The organism is Microbispora hainanensis (genome assembly GCF_006874475.1).
In the GTDB taxonomy this organism is placed as follows: Bacteria; Actinomycetota; Actinomycetes; order Streptosporangiales; family Streptosporangiaceae; genus Microbispora; species Microbispora hainanensis.
Window position 1 is genome coordinate 107,119 of the sequence record NZ_VIRM01000004.1, and the last position, 21,840, is coordinate 128,958.

Below are 21,840 nucleotides of genomic sequence, written 5' to 3' on the forward strand. Positions count from 1 at the left end.
CGTCGATCTCCCTCCCACCGCAACTCCCTCCCACCGCAGAAGGAACCCTCCGCCATGTCACGACCACGCCTCACGCGCCTGCTTTCCGTCGCCCTGGCCGCCGCGACGGCCGCCGTCCTGGCCGCGTGCGGCGACGGCGCGGCCTCCGGCACGAGCGGAGGCGGCGGCGATGCCGCGGACCGCACCATCCGCATCGCCTATCAGGCGTTCCCGAGCGGGGACCTCATCGTGAAGAACAAGGGGTGGCTGGAGCAGGCGCTGCCCGGCTACACCATCACGTGGACCAAGTTCGACTCCGGAGCGAGCATCAACACCGCCTTCGTGGCCAAGAGCGTGGACATCGCGGCCATCGGGTCGAGCCCGGTCGCGCGCGGGCTGTCCGCACCGCTCGACATCCCCTACCAGGTGGCGTTCGTGCTCGACGTGGCCGGTGACAACGAGGCCCTGATCGCCCGCGACGGCACCGGCATCTCGTCCGTGGAGGGCCTGCGCGGCAGGAAGGTGGCGACGCCGTTCGCCTCGACGTCCCACTACAGCCTGCTCGCCGCGCTCGACAAGGCGGGGGTGCCGGAGTCCGCGGTGAACATCGTCGACCTGGAGCCGCAGGACATCCTGGCGTCCTGGACCCGCGGCGACATCGACGCCGCCTACGTCTGGCTGCCCACGCTCGACGAGATCAAGAAGACCGGCAAGACGATCGTCAGCAGCCGTGAGCTGGCGACGGCGGGGAAGCCGACCCTCGACCTGGGCGTGGTGTCCACCGCGTTCATCCAGGCGCACCCCGACGCGGTGGACGCCTGGCGCAAGGCCGAGGCCAGGGCGCTCGACCTGATCGCGGACGATCCCGACACCGCGGCCCAGGCGGTGGGCGCGGAGCTCAACATCGGCAAGGACGAGGCCAAGGCGCAGCTCAGCCAGGGCGTCTTCCTCAGGCCGGCCGATCTGTCCTCGCCGGAGTGGCTCGGCACGCCGGACAAGGTCGGCGGCCTGGCGCAGAGCCTGGTGAGCGCGGCGCAGTTCCTCAAGGACCAGCAGAAGATCGACGCGGTGCCCGGCCTCGCCGCGGTGGAACGGGCGATCTACACCAAGGGGCTTCCCGGTGTCCTCGCGCCCTGAGACGGCCGGAGCGGGCGAGGAGGTCGCCGCCGTCCGTCTGCACGAGGTCGAACACGTCTATGGCGGCCCGGGAGGTCCGGTCGCCGCCCTGGGGCCGATCTCCCTGACCGTCCCTCCCGGCGCCTTCCTCGTGCTCGTCGGGGCGTCCGGATGCGGCAAGAGCACGCTGCTGCGCCTCGTCGCGGGCTTCGAGAGGCCGGCCTCCGGCACCGTACGGACCGGCGGCGCCGCGCCGGTCCCGGGCAGAGGCGCCGGGATCGTCTTCCAGCAGCCCCGCCTGTTTCCGTGGAAGACCGTGGGCGGCAACGTCGAGCTGGCTCTGCGGTACGCCGGAGTGCCCCGTGCGGAACGTGCCCGCCGGGTGCCCGAGCTGCTGGAACGGGTGGGCCTGCACGATGTGGCGGACCGGAGGATCTGGGAGATCTCCGGAGGGCAGCAGCAGCGCGTGGCGATCGCCAGGGCGCTCGCCGGCGACGACCCGCTGCTGCTGCTCGACGAGCCGTTCGCCGCCCTGGACGCGCTCACCCGGGAGCGCCTGCAGGAGGACCTGCGCCGGGTGAGCGCGCAGACCGGCCGCACGTCGGTTTTCGTCACCCACAGTGTCGAGGAGGCCGTGTTCCTCGGCAGCCGCGTCGTCGTGCTCACCCGCCGGCCGGGCCGGATCGCGCTGGACCTTGACGTCACCCTTCCGCGCACCGGAGTGGAACCGGACGAACTGCGCGCCCTTCCCGAGTACGCCGCGCTCCGCGCCGAGGTCGGCCACGCCGTACGCGCCGCCGCCGCGTGAAGCACCACACCAACCAGGAGGACAGTGAGATGACCACAACGACCGCGGAGCGGCTGACCCTGCGGCCTCTCGGACCCCACTTCGGCGCCGAGGTCGAGGGACTGGACCTGGCGACCGCCACCGACGAGGAACTGGCCGCGGTGCGTGCCGCCCTGGTCGATCGGAAGGTGCTCTTCTTCCGCGACCAGCGCCTGGACGACGACGGGCAGGTCGCTCTCGGCCGCCGTCTCGGCGAGCTGACCGCCTCCCACCCGGTGGTCGGGGGCGTCGACGAGGCGCATCCGGAGATCTACGCGCTCGACAGCGCCGACAACGGCTTCGCCGACGTCTGGCACACCGACGTCACGTTCATGCCCCGCCCGCCGCTCGGCTCCATCCTGCGCGCCGTGATCCTCCCGCCCACCGGCGGCGACACGAGCTGGGCCGACGCCCAGCTGGCGTACGACTCCCTGTCCGAACCCGTGAAGGAACTGGCCGACCGGCTCACCGCGGTCCACGACGGCAACCGCGAGTTCGGCTACTACCTGGCCCAGCGCCGCGGCGGCAAGGGCAACGTCTGGGACGGCGAGCTCGTCACCCGGCTTGAGCCGGTGGAGCACCCCGTGGTCCGCGTCCACCCCGAGACCGGCCGCAAGGGGATCTTCGTCAACCCCGGGTTCACCTCCCACATCGTCGGCGTGTCCGAGGCGGAGAGCCGGGCCATCCTCGACCTGCTCTACGCCCACCTCACCAAGCCCGAGCACATCGTGCGCCACCGCTGGAGGATCGGCGACGTCGCCATGTGGGACAACCGGAGCACCGCCCACTACGCCAACCGCGACTACGGCGACGCGCACCGCGTGATGCACCGCATCACCCTCCGCGGCGACCGCCCCTTCGGCCCCGGCCGTACGGACGGGTGAGCGGGCGGGGGGAGGGGGAGCCGGCCGCCGGCTAGGCCTCGTGGTCCGGGCGCTCCTCGGCGAAGATGCGGGCGAGTTCGGCCCGGGAGGCGATGTCGAGCTTGATGAAGATCCGGCGAAGATGGGCCGACACCGTGTGCGGAGACAGGAACATCCGGGCGGCGGCCTGACGATTGGTCAATCCCTGGGCGATCAGCTCCGCCACGGCGCGTTCGGTGTCGGTGAGGCTGTTCCAGCCGAACTCCTCCTGGTGCGGCGGGGCCCAGTGACGGCGCCGGACGCCCAGCGCACGCAGGCGCGCCCGCACGCGGGCCGCGCCCCGCAGGGCGCCGATCCGCTGGTAGCCGTCGTACGCCTGGTCGAGGCTGTGGATGGCCCGCTCGCGGTCGGCGGAGGCGCCGGTCTTCATGAGCAGGACTCCGAGGTCCTCGGCGGCCGAGGCGCGCTCCCACAGTTGCGGGTGGTTGGCGGCGGCGAGGGCGAGGTCGGCGGGGTCGGCGTGGAGAAGACCGCGAGCATGCGCGGCCGCCGCGCCGAAGATGGGGTAGCCGGGGTTCCTCCGTGCGAGGTGGCCGGCCGTGTCGACGATGGTCTGCGCGTACGCCCGGTTTCCCGTGTCCAGCGCCAGCCGGGTCATGAAGACGGCCGCGAGGGGGGCCGTCATGAGCGTCCGTCGTTGCTGGTCCGCGTCCGTGTAGGTGGGGCGGAGGATGTCCATCGCCCGTTCGAGATCGCCCTGGCCCTCGGCGATCACGGCCTCCACCCACCTTTCCCAGGCCGATCCGAAGAGCATTCCGGCGGTGCCGGGCTCGCGCGCGTACCTCTTGATGTAGCGGGCCGCGGCGTTCATGTCGCCGCGCCGCACGGCGATGTACGCGAGGATCGACAGCCCCACGCGGATGAACCCGTGCGTGCCCATCTCGTCCGCGATCGTCATTCCGGCCTCGGCCTCGGCGACGGCGTCGTCGAGGCGGGCGGCGGCCAGTTTGACGCGGGCGCGGAAGAGCGCGGGCTGCGCGGCCAGCACGGTCACGCCGAGCGCCTCGATCTCCTCCTCGGCCGCCCGGATGGCCAGGTCGGCCGCTTCGAACTGACACAGGCACCGGTGAAGATGACCCAGCAGCAGCCGGGTGTACGGCCGCTGGACGGCCTCCACGGCGCCGCGGTTCGCGATCCGCAGGGCCTCGTCCAGATTCCTGAACGAGTCGTCGACCCGGCCGTCGATCATCGCGCACCGGGAGAGCATCAGCAGGGCGCCCACCACGGCCGTGTCGGAATGCCCGTCGCGATCGGCGAGGACGGCATCCGCCCGCCGTTGTCCCTCTCCCACGTCGTTCAGGGTGATGAGCCCCCAGAACACCGTCCACTCGGCGACGTCGCGAAGGTCACGGGAGATGTCGTCCTCGTGGAGCAGGCCTTCGGCCTGGGACACGGCGTCGGCCGGCCGGCCGCTCAGAAGCAGGATGTACGCCAGCGCGCAGCGCAGGCGATGCGCCAGCGCGGAGGGAGCCCTGCCGAGCGCGCGGCGAGCGAGATCGGCGGCCTCGCTCAGCCGCCCGATGGCCGTCAGGGCGTCGACCGCGATGGTGGCCCGGCCCACCCAGTCGGGGTCGGCGGCGTCGGTCAGCTCCAGCGCCCGGGTGGCGAGATCGGCGGCGGCATGCGGCGAGGACCGAAGCACCTCCCGCGCCGCCTGGTCCAGTGCGAGCAGGGCGCACGCGTCACCGTGGCCGGCGCTGTGGATGAGGTGCGCGGCGGCGGGAACGGCCGATCCGCCGCGTTTCAGCAGCATCTCTCCCGCCTCGCGGTGCAGGGCCCGCCGGACGGCGGTCGACAGGCTCTCCGTCACCGCCTCCCACAGGAGGTCGTGCCGGAAGGCCAGCTCGTGCCCGGCGGATCCGACGATGCCCGCCGACATCGCCTCCTCCAGCATGGGCAGCAGATCGCCCGTCGATTCGCCGAGCATCTCGGCCAGGTCCGTCACCGAGAACGAACGGCCCAGGACCCCGGCGACCTGGAGCATGTGCCTGGTCGGCCGGGACAGCTCCTCCAGACGCTCCCGGGTGACCGCCTGAGCCGACGGCAGCCGTGCCGACGCCAGCCGCGCGCGGCCGTCGGCGATCCGGAACCCGCCCTCGCGCTTGAGCTTCTCGATGAGGTGGACGAGCAGGAAGGGATTGGCGTCCGCTATGCCGGCCAGGGCCAGCACGTCCGGCTCGGGCGCCGCCCCGAGGACGTCGGCGACCACCTCGGCCACCGCCGCGTCGTCCAGAGCCTCCAGCCGGATCCGCCTCGCACCCTCGCGATCCAGCGTGTTGAACACGCGGTCGAGCCAGGGGATGTCGCCGCCGCCGGTCGTACGGGCCAGCATCCAGACGAGCGGGGAGGAGGCGAAGTCCATGGTCAGCGACCGCACCGCCAGCATGGTCATGTGGTCGGTCCACTGCAGGTCGTCCAGGGTGAGCAGCAAGGGCCCGTGCGCCACCAGCGCCTCCAGCGGTTCCTGCAGCTGCTCCAGCAACTGCAGCCGCCGGTCGGCCGGGCCGGGCACGCCGCCGCCGTCGCCGGTGGGAAGGAGGATCTCCCCGAGCGCCGAGGTCAGCGGGGCCAGCGGCATCAACTGGGTCAGCTCGTCCGCGACGCCGCGGACCACCCGGAACCCCCATCTGCCCGCGGTGACGGCGGCCACGTCGAGCAGGCGGCTCTTGCCGACGCCCGGCGGGCCCTCGACCAGCAGAACCCCGCCCCCGCCGACACGTGCCGCCCCGAGCCGGCCGGCGACGAGCTCCCACTCCCGGGCACGGCCGCGCCACCCGGGCCAGGATGCCTCCCGGGAACCGGGCCTATGCGTCGCATCCAGGACATTCCGGGATAACTTGCACATGAAGCCATAAGACACCCGGCGTACAGGACGTCGCAACAGGCCCCCGGTTGCCCCTCCATCGCGATCGGACGAGGCCGGACGGTAGATCTCAGCGCCGTGAGCAGCGCGTAACCCTACACACATGTGCGATACGAAGAAGGCCGTCCGCCGTTCAGGATCGAATCGGTCGACTCATTTCTCGCTTATGAGCCGACGCGTAAGCCACTCCCTCGACTGAGCGGTACCGAAGAACCATGTGCAGCGGACGACGCGCGACGCCTCCCGGCCCTCTCAGGAGCCTGGCATCCCTCGAATTCCTATTTCGAAAGGGTGGCGACGGTGGACCTGAAGAACGATGAGTTCCTGATCCTCCTGTGGCTGTTGTTCACGCTCTTCACGTTGCTCGCGTGGATGGCCGCCACAAAGGTCTTCGGGCACGTGCTGGCCGGCGGGTCGCCGATGCTCGCCTGGCGCGCACATGGGACGAGCGACGGTGCGAACCGCGCGAACGCCTCTCGCGCGGAGAACGGCGAACACGGATCCCGGACGCGGGCTCCCCGCCGCCCCCCGACGGCCGACCGGCCGCAGCACCGGCTCTCCGCGGCCGGCTCCACCGGCCACGCCTCCGCGGAGCACGCGCACGAGACCCCCGGTCACGCCGGAGCGTCGTCACCCGGCCCAGGGAACCACGGGAACGACCACCGGCATCCGGCCCGGCGGCGGCCGGACCTGTGGAGGCGCTGGGCGCCCGTCTCGATCCGAGGGCAGATGACCATGCTGGCCACCGCCATGACGCTCCTCACCCTCCTCCCCGTGGGAGGGGGGATGTACCTTCTGGCCAAAGCCGGGACCGTCCGAGGGGGGTGTGACCGGTGCGGGACCGCTCTGCCCCAGACCGGGACCCCGCCGGCGTACGGCCCGGTGGCACGGGGCGCCGGCCGGGCCCATCGCCTGGTGGCGGCCGGCCCCATCGGGTCCTCGCCCGCGGCGCGGGAAACGTCACCCCGGGCCCCTGAGAGGAGCCTCGGACCGCGCACGGGCGCCCCGGGGCGCATGCCGGCGCGCACCACTGTCTTCCCCGCCGGTGTCTTCCCCGCCGGTGTCTTCCCCGCGGGTGTCTTCCCCGCCGGGCCTCGGGCGGTCGTCGAGGCGGGGCAGACGCTGCTGGGCTTCGCGCGGCCCCGCCTCCCGCTGCTCGTGTCGCTCGAGACCGCCGAGCTCATCGCCCTGAACGCCTGGGTCACCTGGAAGGTGAGCGGATGGCTGCTCCGCCCCCTCGACGGGGTGAGCGCCGAACTCTCCCGGATCGACTTCGCCCACCTGTCCGCCGGCATCTCCGTGCCCAGGAGGGCGCAGGAGATCACGCGGTTGAGCCGCACGATCAACCAGGCTCTGGGGCGGGTGCAGCGGGCCAAGGAGGAACTCGAGGACCTCGCCCGCCGCCAGCGGCAGTTCGCGTCGGACGTCGCCCACGAACTGCGCACTCCCATCGCCGGGCTGCGGGTGCAGCTCGAAGCGGCACAGCAGGATCCCGGCGGGATGCCGCTGCCGGAGCTGCTCGAGACGACGCTGGTTCAGGTGGACCGGCTTGAGACGATCACCGAGGACATCCTGTGCCTCGCCCGTCTGCCCAACTGCCCACCCGCCGAGTGGCGGCAGGTCGACCTCGCGGCCCTCGTCAAGGCCGAGGTCGCGCAGCGTACGGATCGGCGCCCGGTGCGGCTCCGCATCACCCACGGGGCCATCGTCACCGCCGTGCCGTCCCAGATCAGCCGGGTGCTCACCAACCTGCTGAACAACGCGCAGCGGCACTCCAGGCGTGTAGTGTGCGTCGAGGTGCGGGTCGATCCCGCCTCGGTCGAAATCGCGGTCAGCGACGACGGGCCGGGGATCGCCGAGGCCGACCGTGAGCGGGTGTTCCAGCGCTTCACCCGGTTGGACGACGCCCGCAGGCTCGACAGTCTCGGCACCGGGCTGGGCCTGGCCATCGCCCGCGACATCGCCCAGGCGCATCAGGGGACCCTCGGCGTCGAAGAAAGCACAGCAGGCGGGGCGCGATTCGTCCTGCGGCTGCCGCGAGTCCGGCAGCCTGAAACGGGGTGATCATGAAGTTAGAGAACTGTTCTATCCGGGCCCGTCTGGCGCTGTTCGTGAGCGTCGTGGTCAGCCTGCTCTGCATCGTGTTCTCCATCGTCTTGTTGTTCGCCCTCAACAAGATGGCCACCGAGAACCTCACCAAAGAGGTGACGGCGGTCGGCGAGCTGACCGCGTACAACGTCGACCACGGTCAGATCGAGAATCCGCTGCCGCCGATCTCGGCGAACCTGATCCGCCCCGTCCAGGTGGTCAACCCGCAGAGACAGGTGGTCGCCGCGACCAGGGATTTGCAGCACCGGCCGCTCATGGCGCATTTCACGCCGGCAAGCCCCAGGCGGGTGGCGAGCGCCCTGATCTGCAATTCGGTCTTTCCCTCCGGCGGCTGCCATATCGTCGTCGCGCAACAGGTGTATCGCGACGGCGACTGGACCGTGTACAGCGCCGCACCGGCGCTGCCGTTCTTCGTCTATCCCGGCATGGTGGCCCTCCTGGTCGGGGGAACGGTCCTCTTCACCGGGGCGGTCGCCTACGGGGCGCGGCACACCGTCGCCAGCTCGCTCAGGCCCGTGGACGCCATCCGAGCCCAGCTCGACCACATCCGGAGCACCAACCTGGGCCGCCGGGTCCCCGTCCCCAAGGTCAAGGACGAGATCTACCGCCTGGCCCGGAGCGTGAACGAGACGCTGGACCGGCTGGAGCGCATGCTCGAACAGCAGCGGCGCTTCTGCGCCGACGCGTCCCACGAGCTCCGCACCCCGATCACCGCCATCCGCGTCCAGCTGGAAGACGCCCTCCTGGCGGCCGAAGACGTCGACCTGAGCACGTTGTGCGAGGACGTCCTGCCGAGCGTGGAGCGTCTCCAGGCGATCACCACCGGCCTGCTGACGCTCACCCGGTTCGACGCGGGCGTCCCGAACTCACGGGACCCGGTCGACCTGGCCGAGCTCATCGCCCTGGAGCTGAAGAGCCACCAGGGCGACAGGAGGGTCGTCCTCCAGCTGGCGCCCGGGATGATCGTCAACGGCGACCGGCTGCAGCTGCGGCAGCTGATCTGCAACCTGATCCAGAACGCTCAGCGGTACGCGTCGTCCACCATCACGGTCACGCTCCGGCGAGAGAACGGCGACCCGCGCTTCGCGAAGGGCGTCGCGGAGCTGGAGGTCCTCGACGACGGCGCCGGGATCGCCGCCGACCACCGTGAGATGGTGTTCCAGCGCTTCGCGCGGCTCGACAGCGCACGCAGCAGGGACGCGGGAGGAATCGGTCTCGGCCTCCCCATCGCCCGGCTGATCGCCGAACGCCACGACGGCACCCTGACCATAGCGGACAGCGCTCAAGGCGCCCGCTTCCTCGTCCGCCTCCCCCTGGACTCCCAGCTCGGCGGCTGACGGCTCACGCTTTCCGGGACGTGCCGGTGTCCGCCCTGTGTCCGCCCTCATCCGTGGCTCTCGCGGTCCCGGGCGGCGCTGTCGAGCAGCATGTCGAGCGCGGCGGGGTAGGCGCTGTCGTTCATGTCGGCCACCAGCAGGGGCGCGACCGCCGCGATGTTGGGGTGGGTGGCGGGGGACAGGCGGGCGTACGTCGCCTGCCACATCTCCTCGTCCGCCCTGCGCGCCCGATCCGGCAGCGCGAGGGACGCCGCGTCCAGCGCCGCGAAGGCCAGCGTCATGTCGATGAAGGCGTGGTAGACGCGGACCGCCGCACGGTCGGGGAAACCGGCGCCGCGCAGCAGCCCGAGGATCGCCTCGTCGGCCGCGATCTCGTGTGACTTCCCGCTGATGCGGCTGGCGGTCAGCACCGCGGCCTGGGGGTGTTCGAGGTAGGCCGCGTGGATGCGCAGGCCCAGTTCGCGAAGGCCGGCGCGCCAGTCGCCCGTGGCGTGCCAGCCGTCCATGGCCCGGCCGATGAGCATGTCGCCGATGGCCAGGGTCAGGTCGTCGATGCCGGCGAAGTAGCGGTAGAGCGTGCTGGGGTCGGCGCCCAGGGCGATGCCGAGCCGCCGTACGGACAGTCCCGCGGAGCCGTGCTCGCGCAGCATGCGCAGCGCGGTGCGCACGATCAGGTCCTCGGAGAGGACGACTCCGTTCTTCGTCGGGCGGCGCCTCCGGCGTGCCGACTCGGAAACCACCGGCTTGGGCATGGTGCTCCCTTCTCCGCCGTCTTCCTCGGCCCTTCCTCGGCCCTTCCTCGGCCTTTCCCCGGGCGCCACCTTATGCCAACACCATTGACGTTCCGTCCGCGGGTGACGTTGGATCGTGGACACCAAAGGGGTCTTTGTCCTTAAAAGGGAGCTTTGTCATGCGTGTTCTGCTCGTCGGCGCCGGTGGCGTCGGTACGGCGATCACCCGGATCGCGGCCCGCCGGTCCTTCTTCGAGCACATGGTCGTCGCTGACTACGACCTGTCCCGCGCGGAGGCGGCCGTCGCCGCGCTGGGGGAGGCGGGCGCCCGGTTCACCGCCCGGCGGGTGGACGCGGGCGACGAGGCCGCGGTGGCGGCACTGCTGGCCGAGCACCGCTGCGACGTCCTGCTCAACGCCACCGACCCGCGGTTCGTGATGCCGCTGTTCCGGACGGCGCTGTCGGCCGGCGCGCACTACCTCGACATGGCGATGTCGCTGTCACGGCCGCATCCGGAGCGTCCGTACGAGGCGTGCGGGGTCAAGCTGGGGGACGCCCAGTTCGAGATGGCCGCCGAATGGGAGAAGGCGGGCAGGCTGGCCCTGGTCGGCATCGGGGTGGAGCCGGGGCTGTCGGACGTCTTCGCCCGGTACGCCGCCGACGAGCTGTTCGACCACATCGAGGAGATCGGCGTACGCGACGGCGCGAACCTCACCGTCGACGGGTACGACTTCGCGCCCTCGTTCAGCATCTGGACGACGATCGAGGAGTGCCTCAACCCGCCGGTGGTCTACGAGGCCGGCCGGGGCTGGTTCACCACCCCGCCGTTCAGCGAGCCGGAGGTCTTCGACTTTCCCGAGGGCATCGGCCCGGTCGAGTGCGTCAACGTCGAGCACGAGGAGGTCCTGCTCGTGCCCCGCTGGATCGACGCCGAGCGGGTGACCTTCAAATACGGTCTGGGCGAGCAGTTCATCGGCACACTGCGGACCCTGCATCTGCTGGGGCTCGACCGCACCGAGCCCGTCCGGGTCGTCGCCGAGGGCGGCGCCGTCGTCCAGGTGTCCCCGCGCGACGTGGTCGCGGCGTGCCTGCCCGACCCGGCGACCCTGGGCGACCGCATGCACGGCAAGACGTGCGCCGGCACCTGGGTCAAGGGCGCCAAGGACGGCGCCCCGCGCGAGGTCTACCTCTACCACGTCGTCGACAACCAGTGGTCCATGCGCGAGTACGGCTCCCAGGCGGTGGTGTGGCAGACCGCGGTCAACCCGGTCGTCGCCCTCGAACTGATGGCTACCGGCGTCTGGTCCGGCGCCGGCGTCCTCGGTCCCGAAGCCCTGCCGCCCCGGCCGTTCCTCGACCTGCTCACGGCGTACGGCACCCCGTGGGGCATGCGGGAGCAGCAGGCGGCGTGATCACGCCCTCGCCCAGACCACTCCTCCGCCTCGCCGCGCCCTCCGCCTCGCCGCGCCCTGTGCCTCGCCGCCCTGTGCCGCGCGGCCCTGTGCCTCGCCGCGACCGGTGCGGCGAGGCCGGGACGACGGCCGGTCAGCCGCCGATGTGCCGGTCGAGGAAATCGCGGACGGTCTCGGCGAGTTCGAGGCGGTGGTCGGAGAGGGCGTGGTCGGTGTCGAACACGCGGTGCTCCAGGCGCGGCACAGGATAAGCGGTGTAGGCGGCCACCACGGGATCGTGGTGCCGCGCGGCGGGGGTGATGGTGTCGCGCCCGGCCGTGCCGACGAGCAGCACCGGCCGGTCCGCGAGCTTCGGGGCGAGCGCGGACAGGCTCCACGCCTCGCCCGCCTCCATCATCTCGTCCACGAGCGCGGCGCCGCTGGTCCCCCTCAGGGGCAGCAGGTCGTCGCCGAACCCCTCGACGTACGCCGCCCGAAGCGCCGCGTCCTCCCGGCAGGCGGCCGCGACGGAGCCGAAGTCGAACGCCGACACCGACACGACGGCGCGGACGCCCGGGTCGCCCGCCGCGGTCCTCAGCGCGGCGAAGCCGCCGAAGCTGTGCCCCGCCAGCGCCAGCCGCTCCGGATCGAGGCGGTGCGCTGCGGCGAAACCCGGCTCGCGTACGGCCGTCACGACACGGGCGGCGTCCTCAAGCGAGGTGGCCCACGACCAGGAGCCGCCGACGCCCCAGGACCCGCGGTAGTGGAAGACGAGGGCGGCATATCCGGCGCGGCGCAGATGCTGGGCCAGGTCGAAGTTGCGCTCGTGCCCGGGGAAGCCGTGCAGCAGCACGACGACCGGATGCGGTCCCGGCCCGGCCGGGAGGTGCAGGACGCCCAGCAGGGTCTCGCCGTCGCTGTCGAAGATCACATTGGCGTTGGCCGCCGGAATCTCGGGGGTCATCCGTCCTCGCATAGATCGAACCGATCGGTACGATCTAAGGCTAGCGGATCCGTCCGCGCCGGCCGCCGGGCGGGGCGATGACGGAAGGAGCCGTCACGCGGGCTCCATCGTGAGGACGCGCCCCGCGGGCTCGCGGGTGTGGATCCACGCGGGCAGCGCGGTCAACCCCGCGACGGCCAGCAGGATGGCGAGCGCGGCGGTCAGCAACCATGTGCCCGGGGGAGTGACCGACGTGGCGAAGAACCAGTACAGGCCGAGCCCGACCGGAACGCCGGCCGCCACCCCGGGCACGGCGGGCAGGAGTTGCGTGACGCAGTGCGCCGCGACGATCTGGCCCGGGGTGGCGCCGAGCGTACGGGTGATGGTCAGGGCGCGCCGGGCCTGCACGGCGGTGCCCCAGCTGAGGAGCACGGTGTTGAGCGTGGACAGCGCCACCAGCGCGAAGGTGACGGCGAGCAGCACCTGACCGGTCTGGTCCGTCCGCACTTCGAGGGGGCCGAACCGCCTGACCGCGGGGGTCGCGTCGAGCTCTGCGTGGAAGGTGAGCAGCGCGGTGACCATGACGGTGGTGGCGGCCGTGCCGGCGGAGGCCAGGACGGCGCGGCCGGGCCGGCGGGCGAGCAGCCGCACGCCGACCAGCAGCGAGGTCGGCAGGTAGGCCGTCACGGCGTTCAGGCGCGGACGGCGCGTGAGCGTGTGCGCCGGGTCGGCCAGGGTCTGGACGGTGCTGCCCCGCGCGGCGCGTACGGCGGGGCCGAGCGCACCGGTCACGGCGACCACGACGGCGAGGAAGACCGCGGCGAAGACGGTGACGGAGTCCGGAGGGCCGGCGGTGTCGAGCAGCCCGGCGCTGGGATCGATCAGGTGGGGCGCGGCCAGCGTCCCGGCGGCCAGTCCGAGCGCGGTGGACAGGAAGGTCAGCAGCAGGTGCGGCGCCAGCAGGACGGCGGTGACGGTGCCGGGGCCGGCGCCGACGGCCTTGAGCAGCGCGGCACGCCGGGTGTCACGGGCGGCGCGCGCGGTGGCGAGCGCGGCGAGGGTGACGAGCGCGGCCGCGGCGAGCAGCCAGCCGCCCACGACCAGGGCGGGCTGCATGTTCCTGATCATGACCGTGTCCGTGCGGAGGACGGTCTGCCAGTTGTGGGTGTTCACCCAGGAGTCGCCCCTGCGGTCGTCGGTGAACACGGTGTGACTCCACCGGCCGGGATCCGTCGGGTCGGTCAGCTTGAGATGGATCAGGTGGACACCGGCGGTGTGGCCCGCCGCCGCGCGGGCGTCGGCGGTGGTGAGCCAGACCCTGCCGCCGTAGTCGGATGGCCCGGGCCCCTGGGCCCAGTCGCTCCACGGATACACCGGGGTGGATGCGCTGATCGCGATCCCGACGACCGGATAGCCGCGTTTGCGGATGGTGACGCTGTCGCCGACGCGCACGCCGAGCGCCTGCGCGAATCCGCGCTCGATCACCGCGCCGCCGGGACGCACCCAGGTGCCGGAGGTCACCAGCGGCCGGTCCAGCTCGGACGGGGCGCTGTCCCGCCCCTCGACCGAGGAACGCGCGCTCTGGCCGTGCGTCCGGATGACGGTGTCGAACGCGAAGATCGGCTCGGCCTGCGCGGCCACGCCGGGCGTGTCCGCGAGGCGTCCGGCCAGGCCGGACGGATCCCTGTCCGTCGTGATGGCGGTGATGTCGGGGCCGGCGGTGGCCTCGCGGGTCTTCACGTACGCCGTGGCCAGGGCGGTGCGGGCCGTCAGCCCGAGGGTCAGGGAGGCGATGGCGAGGGTGACGGCGACCAGGAACACGAGGGCCTCGGCGGGGTGGCGGCGCACGTCGTGCAGGATCAGGCGCCAGGTCAGCAGCAGGTGTCCCATGCTCAGTCCTCCCAGCGCAGCAGCGCGCCGAGACCTGTGCCACTGAACCCCGTGCCACCGTCATGGCTGAGCCCTGTGCCGCCGTCGTGGCCGTGTCGCATGCCGCGGCCGTCGCCGTCCAGGCGGGTGTCGTCCGCCAGCGTCCCGTCCCGCATGGAGATCACGCGGTCCGCGGCGGCGGCGACGCGCTCGTCATGGGTGACCATGACCAGGGTCTGGCCGGCGGCGCGCAGCTCGTCGAAGAGCCGGAGGATGTCGTGGGTCGCGGCGCTGTCGAGGTTGCCGGTGGGCTCGTCGGCGAGGACGACCAGCGGGTCGTTGGCCAGGGCGCGGGCGACGGCGACCCGCTGCCGCTGCCCGCCGGAGAGCTCGGACGGCAGATGCCGGGCGCGGCCGGCGAGCCCGACCTGCTGCAGCAGTTCCCCGGCGCGGCGGCGGGCGGCCCGCGGCGAGGCGCCGGCGAGCAGCGCGGGCAGCTCGACGTTCTGCGCCGCGCTCAGCTCGTACATCAGGTGGTAGGCCTGGAAGACGAACCCCACGGATCGGCGCCGCAGCCGGGCCAGCGCCCGTTCGCCGAGGTGGTCGATGCGCATGCCGCCGAGCCACACCTCGCCCTCGGTGGGCCGGTCGAGCCCGCCGAGGAGCTGGAGCAGCGTGGACTTGCCGCAGCCGCTGGGCCCGGTCACGGCGAGCGTCTGCCCGGCGGGAACGTCGAGATCGACCCCGTCGACGGCCCACACCATGCTCTCGTCCTGCCCGTACACGCGGGTCAGGCCGACCGCCCGCAGCGCCGGCCCGGGGGCCTCGGCGGGCCGGCGGCCGTACGGTCCCGGGCGCGGGCTGTCGTCCGTGTCACTTCGCGACGACCGGCCCCTGACCCTCGGAACGACTGTTCTCATCCGTTTCCTCCGCCTTCCCCGCGCCGGGCGGACCAGGCCCGCTCGCACGCCTCCAACCAGCGCAGATCGGCCTGCAACCGGAGCGCGATGCCCTCCAGAAGCAGCCCGGCCTCCGAATCCGTGTCGTGAGCGAGGGCGGCGCGCTGGGCCTCGGCGAGGCTGCGCATCAGCTCCCGCCGCCGCGCGTCCACGAGCGCGACCGGGTCGGCCAGACCCGACTCCCCAGCGGCCACCAGCTTCAGATGGAACTCCGTCACGTCCGCTCTGGGCCCGGCGCTCTCGGCCATCCACGCGGCCACCCGCTCCTGCCCGGCCGCGGTCAGCGCGTACACCTTGCGCCGCGGGCCGCGCACCGGCGCGTCCTCGCGCTCCTGGACGACCAGGCCCGCCTTCTCCAGCCGCGTGAGCGTCACATAGATCTGGCCCGCGTTGAGCGTGTCTCCCAGCGGTCCGAGCGCGGCCGCCAGCCGCTGGCGCAGGTCGTAGCCGTGCGACGGCTCCTTCGTCAGCAGCGCCAGCACCACGTCCTGCACGGACCACCCTCCTCTGCGACCCCTCAATAGATAGCGGTTAGCCAAAAGGGCGTCAACCGGCCCGTGCACCCGCACCTCGGCTGCGGGACGGACGGGAGCGGACGGGACCCTCGGCGAGGGGGCGCCGCTCGCGGCCCTCGTCGCCGCCGGCCTTGCCTACGCGGCCCTCGTCGCCGCGGGCCTTGCCTACGCGAGCCTTGCCTACGCGCCCGGCGCGGCGCCGGGGCGCGGCGCCGGGGCGGCCTGCTGCGCGAGGCCGAATAGCGTGCCCGCGCCGCGGAGGAGCGCCTGAGCGTGGCGCGCGAGGTGCACGACACCGACGAGCACGTCTTCGCCGCGCTGCGCGCCGGAGCCGGTGGCTTCCTGACCAGGGACGTCGCCGGCCGGGCTGCGCTGCGGAGTGGCCGCCGTGGCGCCGTGGCCGCCGGGGACGCGTTCCTGTCCCCCCGAGGTCACCCGCCGCGTCATCGAGCGGTTCGCCCGGCGACAGGACCTCGCGCCCGACGCTGGGGAGCGGCTGGCCGCCCTCACCACCCGCGAGCTGGAGGTCGTGCGGCTCGTCGCGCTCGGCCTGTCCAACGGCGAGATCGCCGAGCGCCTGGCCATCAGCCCGCTGACCGCCAAGACCCACGTCGCCAGGCCCCCCGCAGCCCTCATCTGTGATCCCAGGAGATTCTTAGTTGATCTTGCATCGTCCTCAGGGAAGCGAGAAAATTAATACAAGTTTTCGAATCCATGGATGGAGGTGTGATGGATCTGTTCGACATCGATCCTGAGCACCTTCGTCATTCGAACGATGGCGACGGTGAGTGGTGGGACCGTCTGATCGCCAATTCCCCGCTGTGGTCGTCCGACGGCTCATCCGCCCGCGACCCCTTCCCGATCATCGGCTTCGAGCCGCCGCAGAACGCGAGCCAGCACGCCAGCACATCCGCCGGCGACGGTGCGTCCAGTAGTGGGAGCACAGCCGGCCCGGGCGCGGACACCGCTGGCAGGCTTGCCGACGACACAGAGGCCGACGGCACGGCCGACGGCACGGATACCGCGTGTGGGACTGCCCCTGGTGCAGACGGCGCTGGCGCGGATGCCACGCGTGGGGGTGCCGATAGCGCGGAATCTGGCGCGGGTGCCTCCGGCGTGGGTGGCCGTGGTCGCGGCCGTGCACGGTCGTCGTGGGTGGTGGTGGGGTGTGTTCGTGAGGTGGCGCAGGAGCTGGCGCTGGCGCCGCTTCCCGATGACGTGGACGTCTGCCTTGCTGAGGCGGAGGAGTTGCTGTTCGCCCGTGATCGGATCACGTGTGCGCTGGCCGACCGCGTAGGCCGGGTGCATGCGACCGGTCAGGCCAAGCAGCATGGGCATGCCTCCACCCGCTCCTGGCTGCGTACCGCCGCCGGGATGACGGTGGGCGGTGCGGGCCGCCTGCTCATGCTGGGGGCGGAGCTGCCGCGGCTACCGGTGGTGCGGGAGAAGTTCGCCGTGGGTGAGTTGGCGGCGGGGGTGGTGGAGGCCATCTGCGCCGCTGTCGCCGGGCTGACCGATGAGCAGGCCGGGTTGGCGGAGCCGATTTTGGTGGAGCTGGCGGGCAAGGCGGGGGCGGCGGAGGTGGCCAAGGCCGGTCGCCATTTGCGGGCGGTGCTCGACCCCGACGGCGAAGAACGCGATGAGCAGGCCGATTACGGGCGGCGGTTCCTGCGGGTCCGCCCGGGCAAGGGCGGCGGCGTGGAAGGGGAGTTCTACATTCCCCGTGAGCCCGGCGCCCGCCTGATGACCCTGTTGCAGGAGTACGCCAAGAAGAAGGCCGACGGCGATGACCGCACGCTGACGGAGCGCCAGGCGGACGCGCTCATCGCCGCGCTGCTGGAGCAGAAGATCGTCACCGAACTCCTCGTCGTGGTCAGCGCCGAATCCCTCCCCACCGACCCCGAAAACCCCGACCCAGCCACCGAAGACCCCGACGACCCCGCCGCCGACAACACCGGCAACCCTGCGCCCGCCGAAGCCGACGACCTCGACACTGCCGAGGCCGAGGCAGGTGCCGGTGCGGGGAGCGATGCCGACGGAGCTGTAGACGGCGGTGGTGGGGGCGCCGAGGGCGTCTGCGATATCGCAGAGGGCGACGTCAGCGGCGTCGGCACGGCCGAGGCCGACCCCGCCGCCGACCCCGCCGACAGCGCTGGTGATCGGGCCGAGATGGGCCACCTGGGCGACCTCAGCGACCTGGGCAGCACCGACGCCGCCACCGCCCCTGCCACCGGCTCCGGCGACGCCACGCCCGGACTTCCCGACGAGGAGTCTCGCGGCTGCGGGGTCGGTGAGCGCGGGGTCGGTGAGCGGCGGCCCGGCGAGCAGCGGCCCGGCGAGTGCGCGCCGCGCGACACCGCAAGCACCGCCTCCCCCGAGGTCGACGACGCCGGGGGCGACCACACCGTGAACACCAGCTCTGCCGAGGGCGACGAGAGCGCGTCCGCCAAGGACGGAGACGGCGAGCGTGCCCCGGCCCAGTCTGGAGCAACCTACGCCACGCGGCGCGCGTCAGCATGGCCGGCCGACGGTGGCGGGCATTCGCACACAGCCCCTTCGGACACAGCCCTTTCGGACGTGGCCCCTTCGGACACAGCACCTTCGGACGCGACGGCTTCGGACGCACAACCATCGCAGGCAGCGCCTTCGGAGGCGGCGCGGCCGGATCCTCCTCCCGAGGACCCCTCCGCACGTCACACCCACGCCGGGCCTCGGCCTGCGGGGGACTGCCGGCATGGACAGTGCACGCCCGAGACGTCACCGGGTGCGTCGGCGGGCACGATGCCCGGGGCGTCGCTCGGGACGGCATTGGGGGCGTCGTTGGGGATGGTGCCGGGGTTGTTGCTGGCGACCGGGCAGGTGCTGCCCCTCTCCAGCGTGCACCGCCTCGCCCGCACCAGCACATTGGTGCGGATCGTCATGAACGCCGACGGGCAGGTGCTCGACATGGGCCGAAAAGTCCGCCTGGCCACCCCCGCCCAAAGACGGGCCATCTTCGCCCGGTACGCCACCTGCTGGATCGACGGCTGCCCCCTGCCCGCGACCATGTGCCAGATCGACCACGCCGACAACTGGAGCACCGGCGGCCTCACCGACCTGAAGCTCCTCGGACCGGCCTGCCAGTTCCACAACCGGGACCGCTACCAGCACCCCGAGCGCTACACCCGCCGCAAAGAAGGCACCGACCGCTGGGCCTTCACCTACCACCGGATTGGGAGCAGGCGGCTGCGGGAGTGAGGGAGGGGCGACGCGCGGACAGGACCGGGCGACTGCGGGAGTGAGGCGGGAGGCAAAGTGGGCGACGCGCAGGCCGGCCGGGCGGCTGCGTGCATGACCACCAGGCCGAGGGCCGACACGAGGACCGATGCGAGGGTCGCCGGCGCGATGTCCGCTGGGCGCACAGTCCTTCACAGTCCTCCTTCACAGTGCGCCGCACGCTTCACAGTGCTGCGCTGCGGGGCTTCGCAGTGCTGCGTCGCAGGGGCTCACAGTCCGGCCCCGTGCGGCCTGTCGGCTGAGGGGCCGCTGTCAGGGCGTCGTGACCGCGGACTCGATGCTGCGGTGCCAGGCGGTGCCGTGCGCGAAATCGAGCACACCCGAGGCGCCGCCCACAGCACCGCCCACGGACCTGCCCAGGGCGCCACCCGAGACGCTGCCTGAGGCACCGCCCTCGCGCAGGTCGTCAAGGAACCGCTGGTAGGCGCGGGCGACCGCGTAGGCAGGCGCGTCGGCGCGGGGGTCCACGGCCGACGTACGGCGGGACGCCAGGTCGATCCGCAGCTCCTCGGGCTCCCCAAGGACCGACGCGAACCCGTGTGCGCGAGGGGGATGGTCAGCAGCGCCGTGCCGTTGGCGGCGTCACGGCCCCGCCCACGCCGAGACGCGGACGGGACCGGAGCAGGCCGGGAGCACCGGGAGCAGGCCGGAGCAGGGCCAAAGCAGGGCCAAAGCAGGGCCGGGAGCAGGGCGCCTACCGCGTCAGGCCCGGTACGGGACCGGTCACCTGGGCGTGGCCGGCGGGGCGGCTGGTGAAGGAGCCCCTGCCCTGGGTGCGGCCGCGCAGCCCGGTCGCATACCCGAACAGCTCGGCCAGCGGCACGGTCGCGGTGACCACGACCGTGCCCGCCCGCGCCGCCGAACCGGTGACCCGGCCGCGCCTGGCCGCGAGGTCGCCCAGCACCCCGCCGACGGCGTCCTCGGGCACCGTGACCGTGACCTCGGCCAGCGGTTCCAGCAGCGCCATCTCACCGGCACGCAACGCCTCCCGCAGCGCGAGCCGCCCCGCCGTGCGGAACGCCATCTCCGAGGAGTCCTTCGGGTGGGTCGCGCCGTCGGTCAGCGTGACCCGCAGGCCGGTCACCGGGTGACCGCCGAGCGGGCCCTCGGCGAGGGCGTCCCGGCAGCCGGCCTCCACCGCGCCGACGTACTCGCGCGGCACCCGGCCGCCGGTGACCGTCGACCGGAACTCGAAGCCCGCGTCGTGGTCCAGCGGCTTCACGTCGAGCACGACGTGCGCGAACTGCCCGGCACCGCCGTCCTGCTTGACGTGCCGATAGAGCAGCCCGGACACCCCGCGCACGACGGTCTCCCGATAGGCGACCCTCGGCCGTCCGACGGCGACGTCGAGCCTGTGGTCGCGGCGGAGCCTCTCCACGGCGACCTCCAGGTGCAGCTCGCCCATCCCCGACAGCACCGTCTGGCCGGTCTCTGGGTCGGTGCGGACCGACAGCGAGGGGTCCTCGTCGGCCATCCGGGCCAGCGCGGTCGCGAGCCGGTCGGCGTCGCCGCGCCCACGCGGCTCGACGGCCACGGAGACGACCGGCGAGGCCGTGACCGGCGGCTCGAGGACCAGCGGCGCACCGGGAGCGCAGAGGGTCGCTCCGGCGCGGGCGGCCTTGATCCCGGCCACCGCGACGATGTCACCGGCCGTGGCGCGGTCCGTCTCGGTGTGCCGGTCGGCCTGCACCCGGAGGATGCGTCCGATCCGCTCGGTGCGGCGGGCGCCGGCGTCCAGCACGACGTCTCCTCTCCTGATCGTCCCCGAATACACGCGCAGGTACGTCAGCCGCCCGGTGGGGGCGGCGTGCACCTTGAAAACCAGCCCGGCGAACGGCGCCGCCGGGTCGGCGGGCCGCTCCTGCCCGGCTCCGTCGCCCGCGGCGCGTACGGGCGGTACGTCGGACGGCGCGGGCAGGTAGGCGACGACGGCGTCGAGCAGCGGTTCGACACCCCGGTTGCGGTACGCAGACCCGCACAGCACCACGACGGCCTCACCACGCAGGGTCAGGTCGCGCAGGGCGGCGGCCAGGGTCGGCGCCGAGATCTCCGGGAGGGCGCAGAACTCCTCCAGCGCCGCCGGATGGAGCTCGGCCACCGTCTCCTCCAGCAGGCGCCGGCGCCGGCGCGCTTCGTCGGCGAGGGCGTCCGGCACCGGACCTTCTGCGACCGTGTCACGGCCGGCCTCCCACACCAGCGCCCGCATCCGCAGCAGGTCGACCACGCCGGTGAACCCGTCTTCCCGCCCGATGGGCAGCTGGACGACCAGCGGGATGACGCGCAGCCGCGCGCGGATCGACTCGACCGCCGTGTCGAGGTCGGCCCCGGCGCGGTCCATCTTGTTGACGAACGCGATGCGCGGCACCCCGTACCGGTCCGCCTGCCGCCACACGGACTCGCTCTGCGGCTCCACCCCGGCGACGGCGTCGAACACCGCGACCGCGCCGTCGAGCACCCGCAGCGACCGCTCCACCTCGTCGGAGAAGTCCACGTGACCCGGGGTGTCGATCAGGTTGATGCGGTGGCCGTCCCACAGGCAGCTCACGGCGGCGGCGAAGATGGTGATCCCACGGTCGCGCTCCAGGGGGTCGAAATCGGTGACGGTGGTGCCCTCGTGCACCTCACCGCGCCGGTGGACGGTGCCGGTGAGGTAGAGGATCCGTTCGGTGACGGTGGTCTTGCCCGCGTCGACATGGGCGAGGATGCCCAGGTTGCGGATGCCGGTCAGCGGGACGAGGTGATCGCGGTTCAGGTCGGCGCGCATGGCCATGCCCTTCGGGAAGGTGCGTACGGTGGCGGGCGCGATCGGCCTGACGAGACGAACCGGCCGGATTCCGGCCGGGCGCGACCCCTGGGGAGACAACGCGAGGACCGCCGGGGAGTCCGGCGGACGGCAGGCGGAGCGGGGCACGTGGCACCGCCCCGGAGAGCCCGCATGCGGCCTCAGTGTTCAGGCACCTTGTGGTCGCAGTGGGGGCGCAGGCTCCGTCCTCACCAGAGGGG

Annotated in this window: 17 protein-coding genes; 8 read left to right on the plus strand and 9 right to left on the minus strand. The window is 72.8% G+C overall.

All coding sequences use genetic code 11. From position 1 onward, the window contains the following. The first annotated feature begins 54 nt into the window (after positions 1-54). From FLX08_RS04805 to FLX08_RS04815, 3 genes are read left to right on the plus strand one after another with little or no spacing between them, the layout of a single operon-like run. Positions 55-1,116 carry a taurine ABC transporter substrate-binding protein gene (locus tag FLX08_RS04805; protein ID WP_142616968.1) on the plus strand — a complete coding sequence of 354 codons (1,062 nt, stop codon included), beginning with the start codon at positions 55-57 and terminating at the stop codon, positions 1,114-1,116. Next, positions 1,100-1,903, plus strand: coding sequence for an ABC transporter ATP-binding protein (locus FLX08_RS04810; protein ID WP_142616969.1), 804 nt, complete (start codon positions 1,100-1,102; stop codon positions 1,901-1,903). Before FLX08_RS04805 ends, FLX08_RS04810 begins: the two co-directional genes overlap by 17 nt. A 29-nt stretch (positions 1,904-1,932) precedes the next feature. Then, positions 1,933-2,805: a TauD/TfdA dioxygenase family protein gene (locus tag FLX08_RS04815; protein WP_142616970.1), complete on the plus strand. Its 873-nt coding sequence runs from the start codon at positions 1,933-1,935 to the stop codon at positions 2,803-2,805. Positions 2,806-2,836: 31 nt separating this feature from the next. Here FLX08_RS04815 and FLX08_RS04820 read toward each other — a convergent pair whose 3' ends face one another. After that, positions 2,837-5,689: a helix-turn-helix transcriptional regulator gene (locus FLX08_RS04820; protein ID WP_167530272.1), complete on the minus strand. Its 2,853-nt coding sequence runs from the start codon at positions 5,687-5,689 to the stop codon at positions 2,837-2,839. 318 nt (positions 5,690-6,007) lie between these two features. Here FLX08_RS04820 and FLX08_RS04830 point away from each other — a divergent pair, with 318 nt between their 5' ends. Then, entirely contained in the window at positions 6,008-7,771 is a 1,764-nt protein-coding gene (locus tag FLX08_RS04830) for a sensor histidine kinase (protein WP_167530273.1), read from the plus strand. A 2-nt stretch (positions 7,772-7,773) separates the two neighbouring features. Then, positions 7,774-9,153, plus strand: coding sequence for a sensor histidine kinase (locus FLX08_RS04835; protein WP_142616974.1), 1,380 nt, complete (start codon positions 7,774-7,776; stop codon positions 9,151-9,153). Between the two features lie 47 nt (positions 9,154-9,200). Here FLX08_RS04835 and FLX08_RS04840 read toward each other — a convergent pair whose 3' ends face one another. Next, positions 9,201-9,905, minus strand: a complete 705-nt coding sequence (locus tag FLX08_RS04840; RefSeq protein WP_142616975.1) for a TetR/AcrR family transcriptional regulator — start codon at positions 9,903-9,905, stop codon at positions 9,201-9,203. A 158-nt stretch (positions 9,906-10,063) separates the two neighbouring features. Here FLX08_RS04840 and FLX08_RS04845 point away from each other — a divergent pair, with 158 nt between their 5' ends. Beyond that, positions 10,064-11,296: a saccharopine dehydrogenase family protein gene (locus FLX08_RS04845; protein ID WP_142616976.1), complete on the plus strand. Its 1,233-nt coding sequence runs from the start codon at positions 10,064-10,066 to the stop codon at positions 11,294-11,296. A gap of 133 nt (positions 11,297-11,429) precedes the next feature. On the opposite strand, the gene FLX08_RS04850 is transcribed toward FLX08_RS04845, so the two are convergent. The 5 genes from FLX08_RS04850 to FLX08_RS41905 form a co-directional block, all read right to left on the minus strand. Continuing rightward, positions 11,430-12,239 (minus strand): alpha/beta hydrolase family protein, encoded by an 810-nt coding sequence (locus FLX08_RS04850; RefSeq protein WP_167530274.1) that lies wholly within the window; start codon positions 12,237-12,239, stop codon positions 11,430-11,432. A gap of 93 nt (positions 12,240-12,332) precedes the next feature. Further along, positions 12,333-14,108, minus strand: a complete 1,776-nt coding sequence (locus FLX08_RS04855; protein ID WP_142616978.1) for an FtsX-like permease family protein — start codon at positions 14,106-14,108, stop codon at positions 12,333-12,335. Positions 14,109-14,110: 2 nt separating this feature from the next. Further along, positions 14,111-14,851 (minus strand): ABC transporter ATP-binding protein, encoded by a 741-nt coding sequence (locus FLX08_RS04860; protein WP_244312435.1) that lies wholly within the window; start codon positions 14,849-14,851, stop codon positions 14,111-14,113. A 152-nt stretch (positions 14,852-15,003) separates the two neighbouring features. Next, positions 15,004-15,540, minus strand: coding sequence for a PadR family transcriptional regulator (locus FLX08_RS04865; RefSeq protein WP_142616980.1), 537 nt, complete (start codon positions 15,538-15,540; stop codon positions 15,004-15,006). A gap of 201 nt (positions 15,541-15,741) precedes the next feature. Further along, a complete protein-coding gene (locus FLX08_RS41905) occupies positions 15,742-15,996 on the minus strand; it encodes a hypothetical protein (RefSeq protein ID WP_244312418.1) in 255 nt (84 codons plus the stop codon). A 94-nt stretch (positions 15,997-16,090) separates the two neighbouring features. On the opposite strand from FLX08_RS41905, the gene FLX08_RS41910 reads away from it, so the two are divergent. Then, complete coding sequence (locus FLX08_RS41910; RefSeq protein ID WP_244312419.1) at positions 16,091-16,258, plus strand: LuxR C-terminal-related transcriptional regulator; 168 nt, start codon at positions 16,091-16,093, stop codon at positions 16,256-16,258. Between the two features lie 482 nt (positions 16,259-16,740). Next, positions 16,741-18,798, plus strand: coding sequence for an HNH endonuclease (locus FLX08_RS04875; protein ID WP_167530275.1), 2,058 nt, complete (start codon positions 16,741-16,743; stop codon positions 18,796-18,798). A gap of 291 nt (positions 18,799-19,089) precedes the next feature. Here FLX08_RS04875 and FLX08_RS04880 read toward each other — a convergent pair whose 3' ends face one another. Together FLX08_RS04880 and fusA are read right to left on the minus strand one after the other, a co-directional pair. Beyond that, complete coding sequence (locus FLX08_RS04880; RefSeq protein ID WP_208761264.1) at positions 19,090-19,305, minus strand: hypothetical protein; 216 nt, start codon at positions 19,303-19,305, stop codon at positions 19,090-19,092. 226 nt (positions 19,306-19,531) lie between these two features. Beyond that, positions 19,532-21,601 (minus strand): elongation factor G, encoded by a 2,070-nt coding sequence (gene fusA / locus FLX08_RS04885; RefSeq protein ID WP_142617096.1) that lies wholly within the window; start codon positions 21,599-21,601, stop codon positions 19,532-19,534. Positions 21,602-21,840 lie beyond the last annotated feature (239 nt).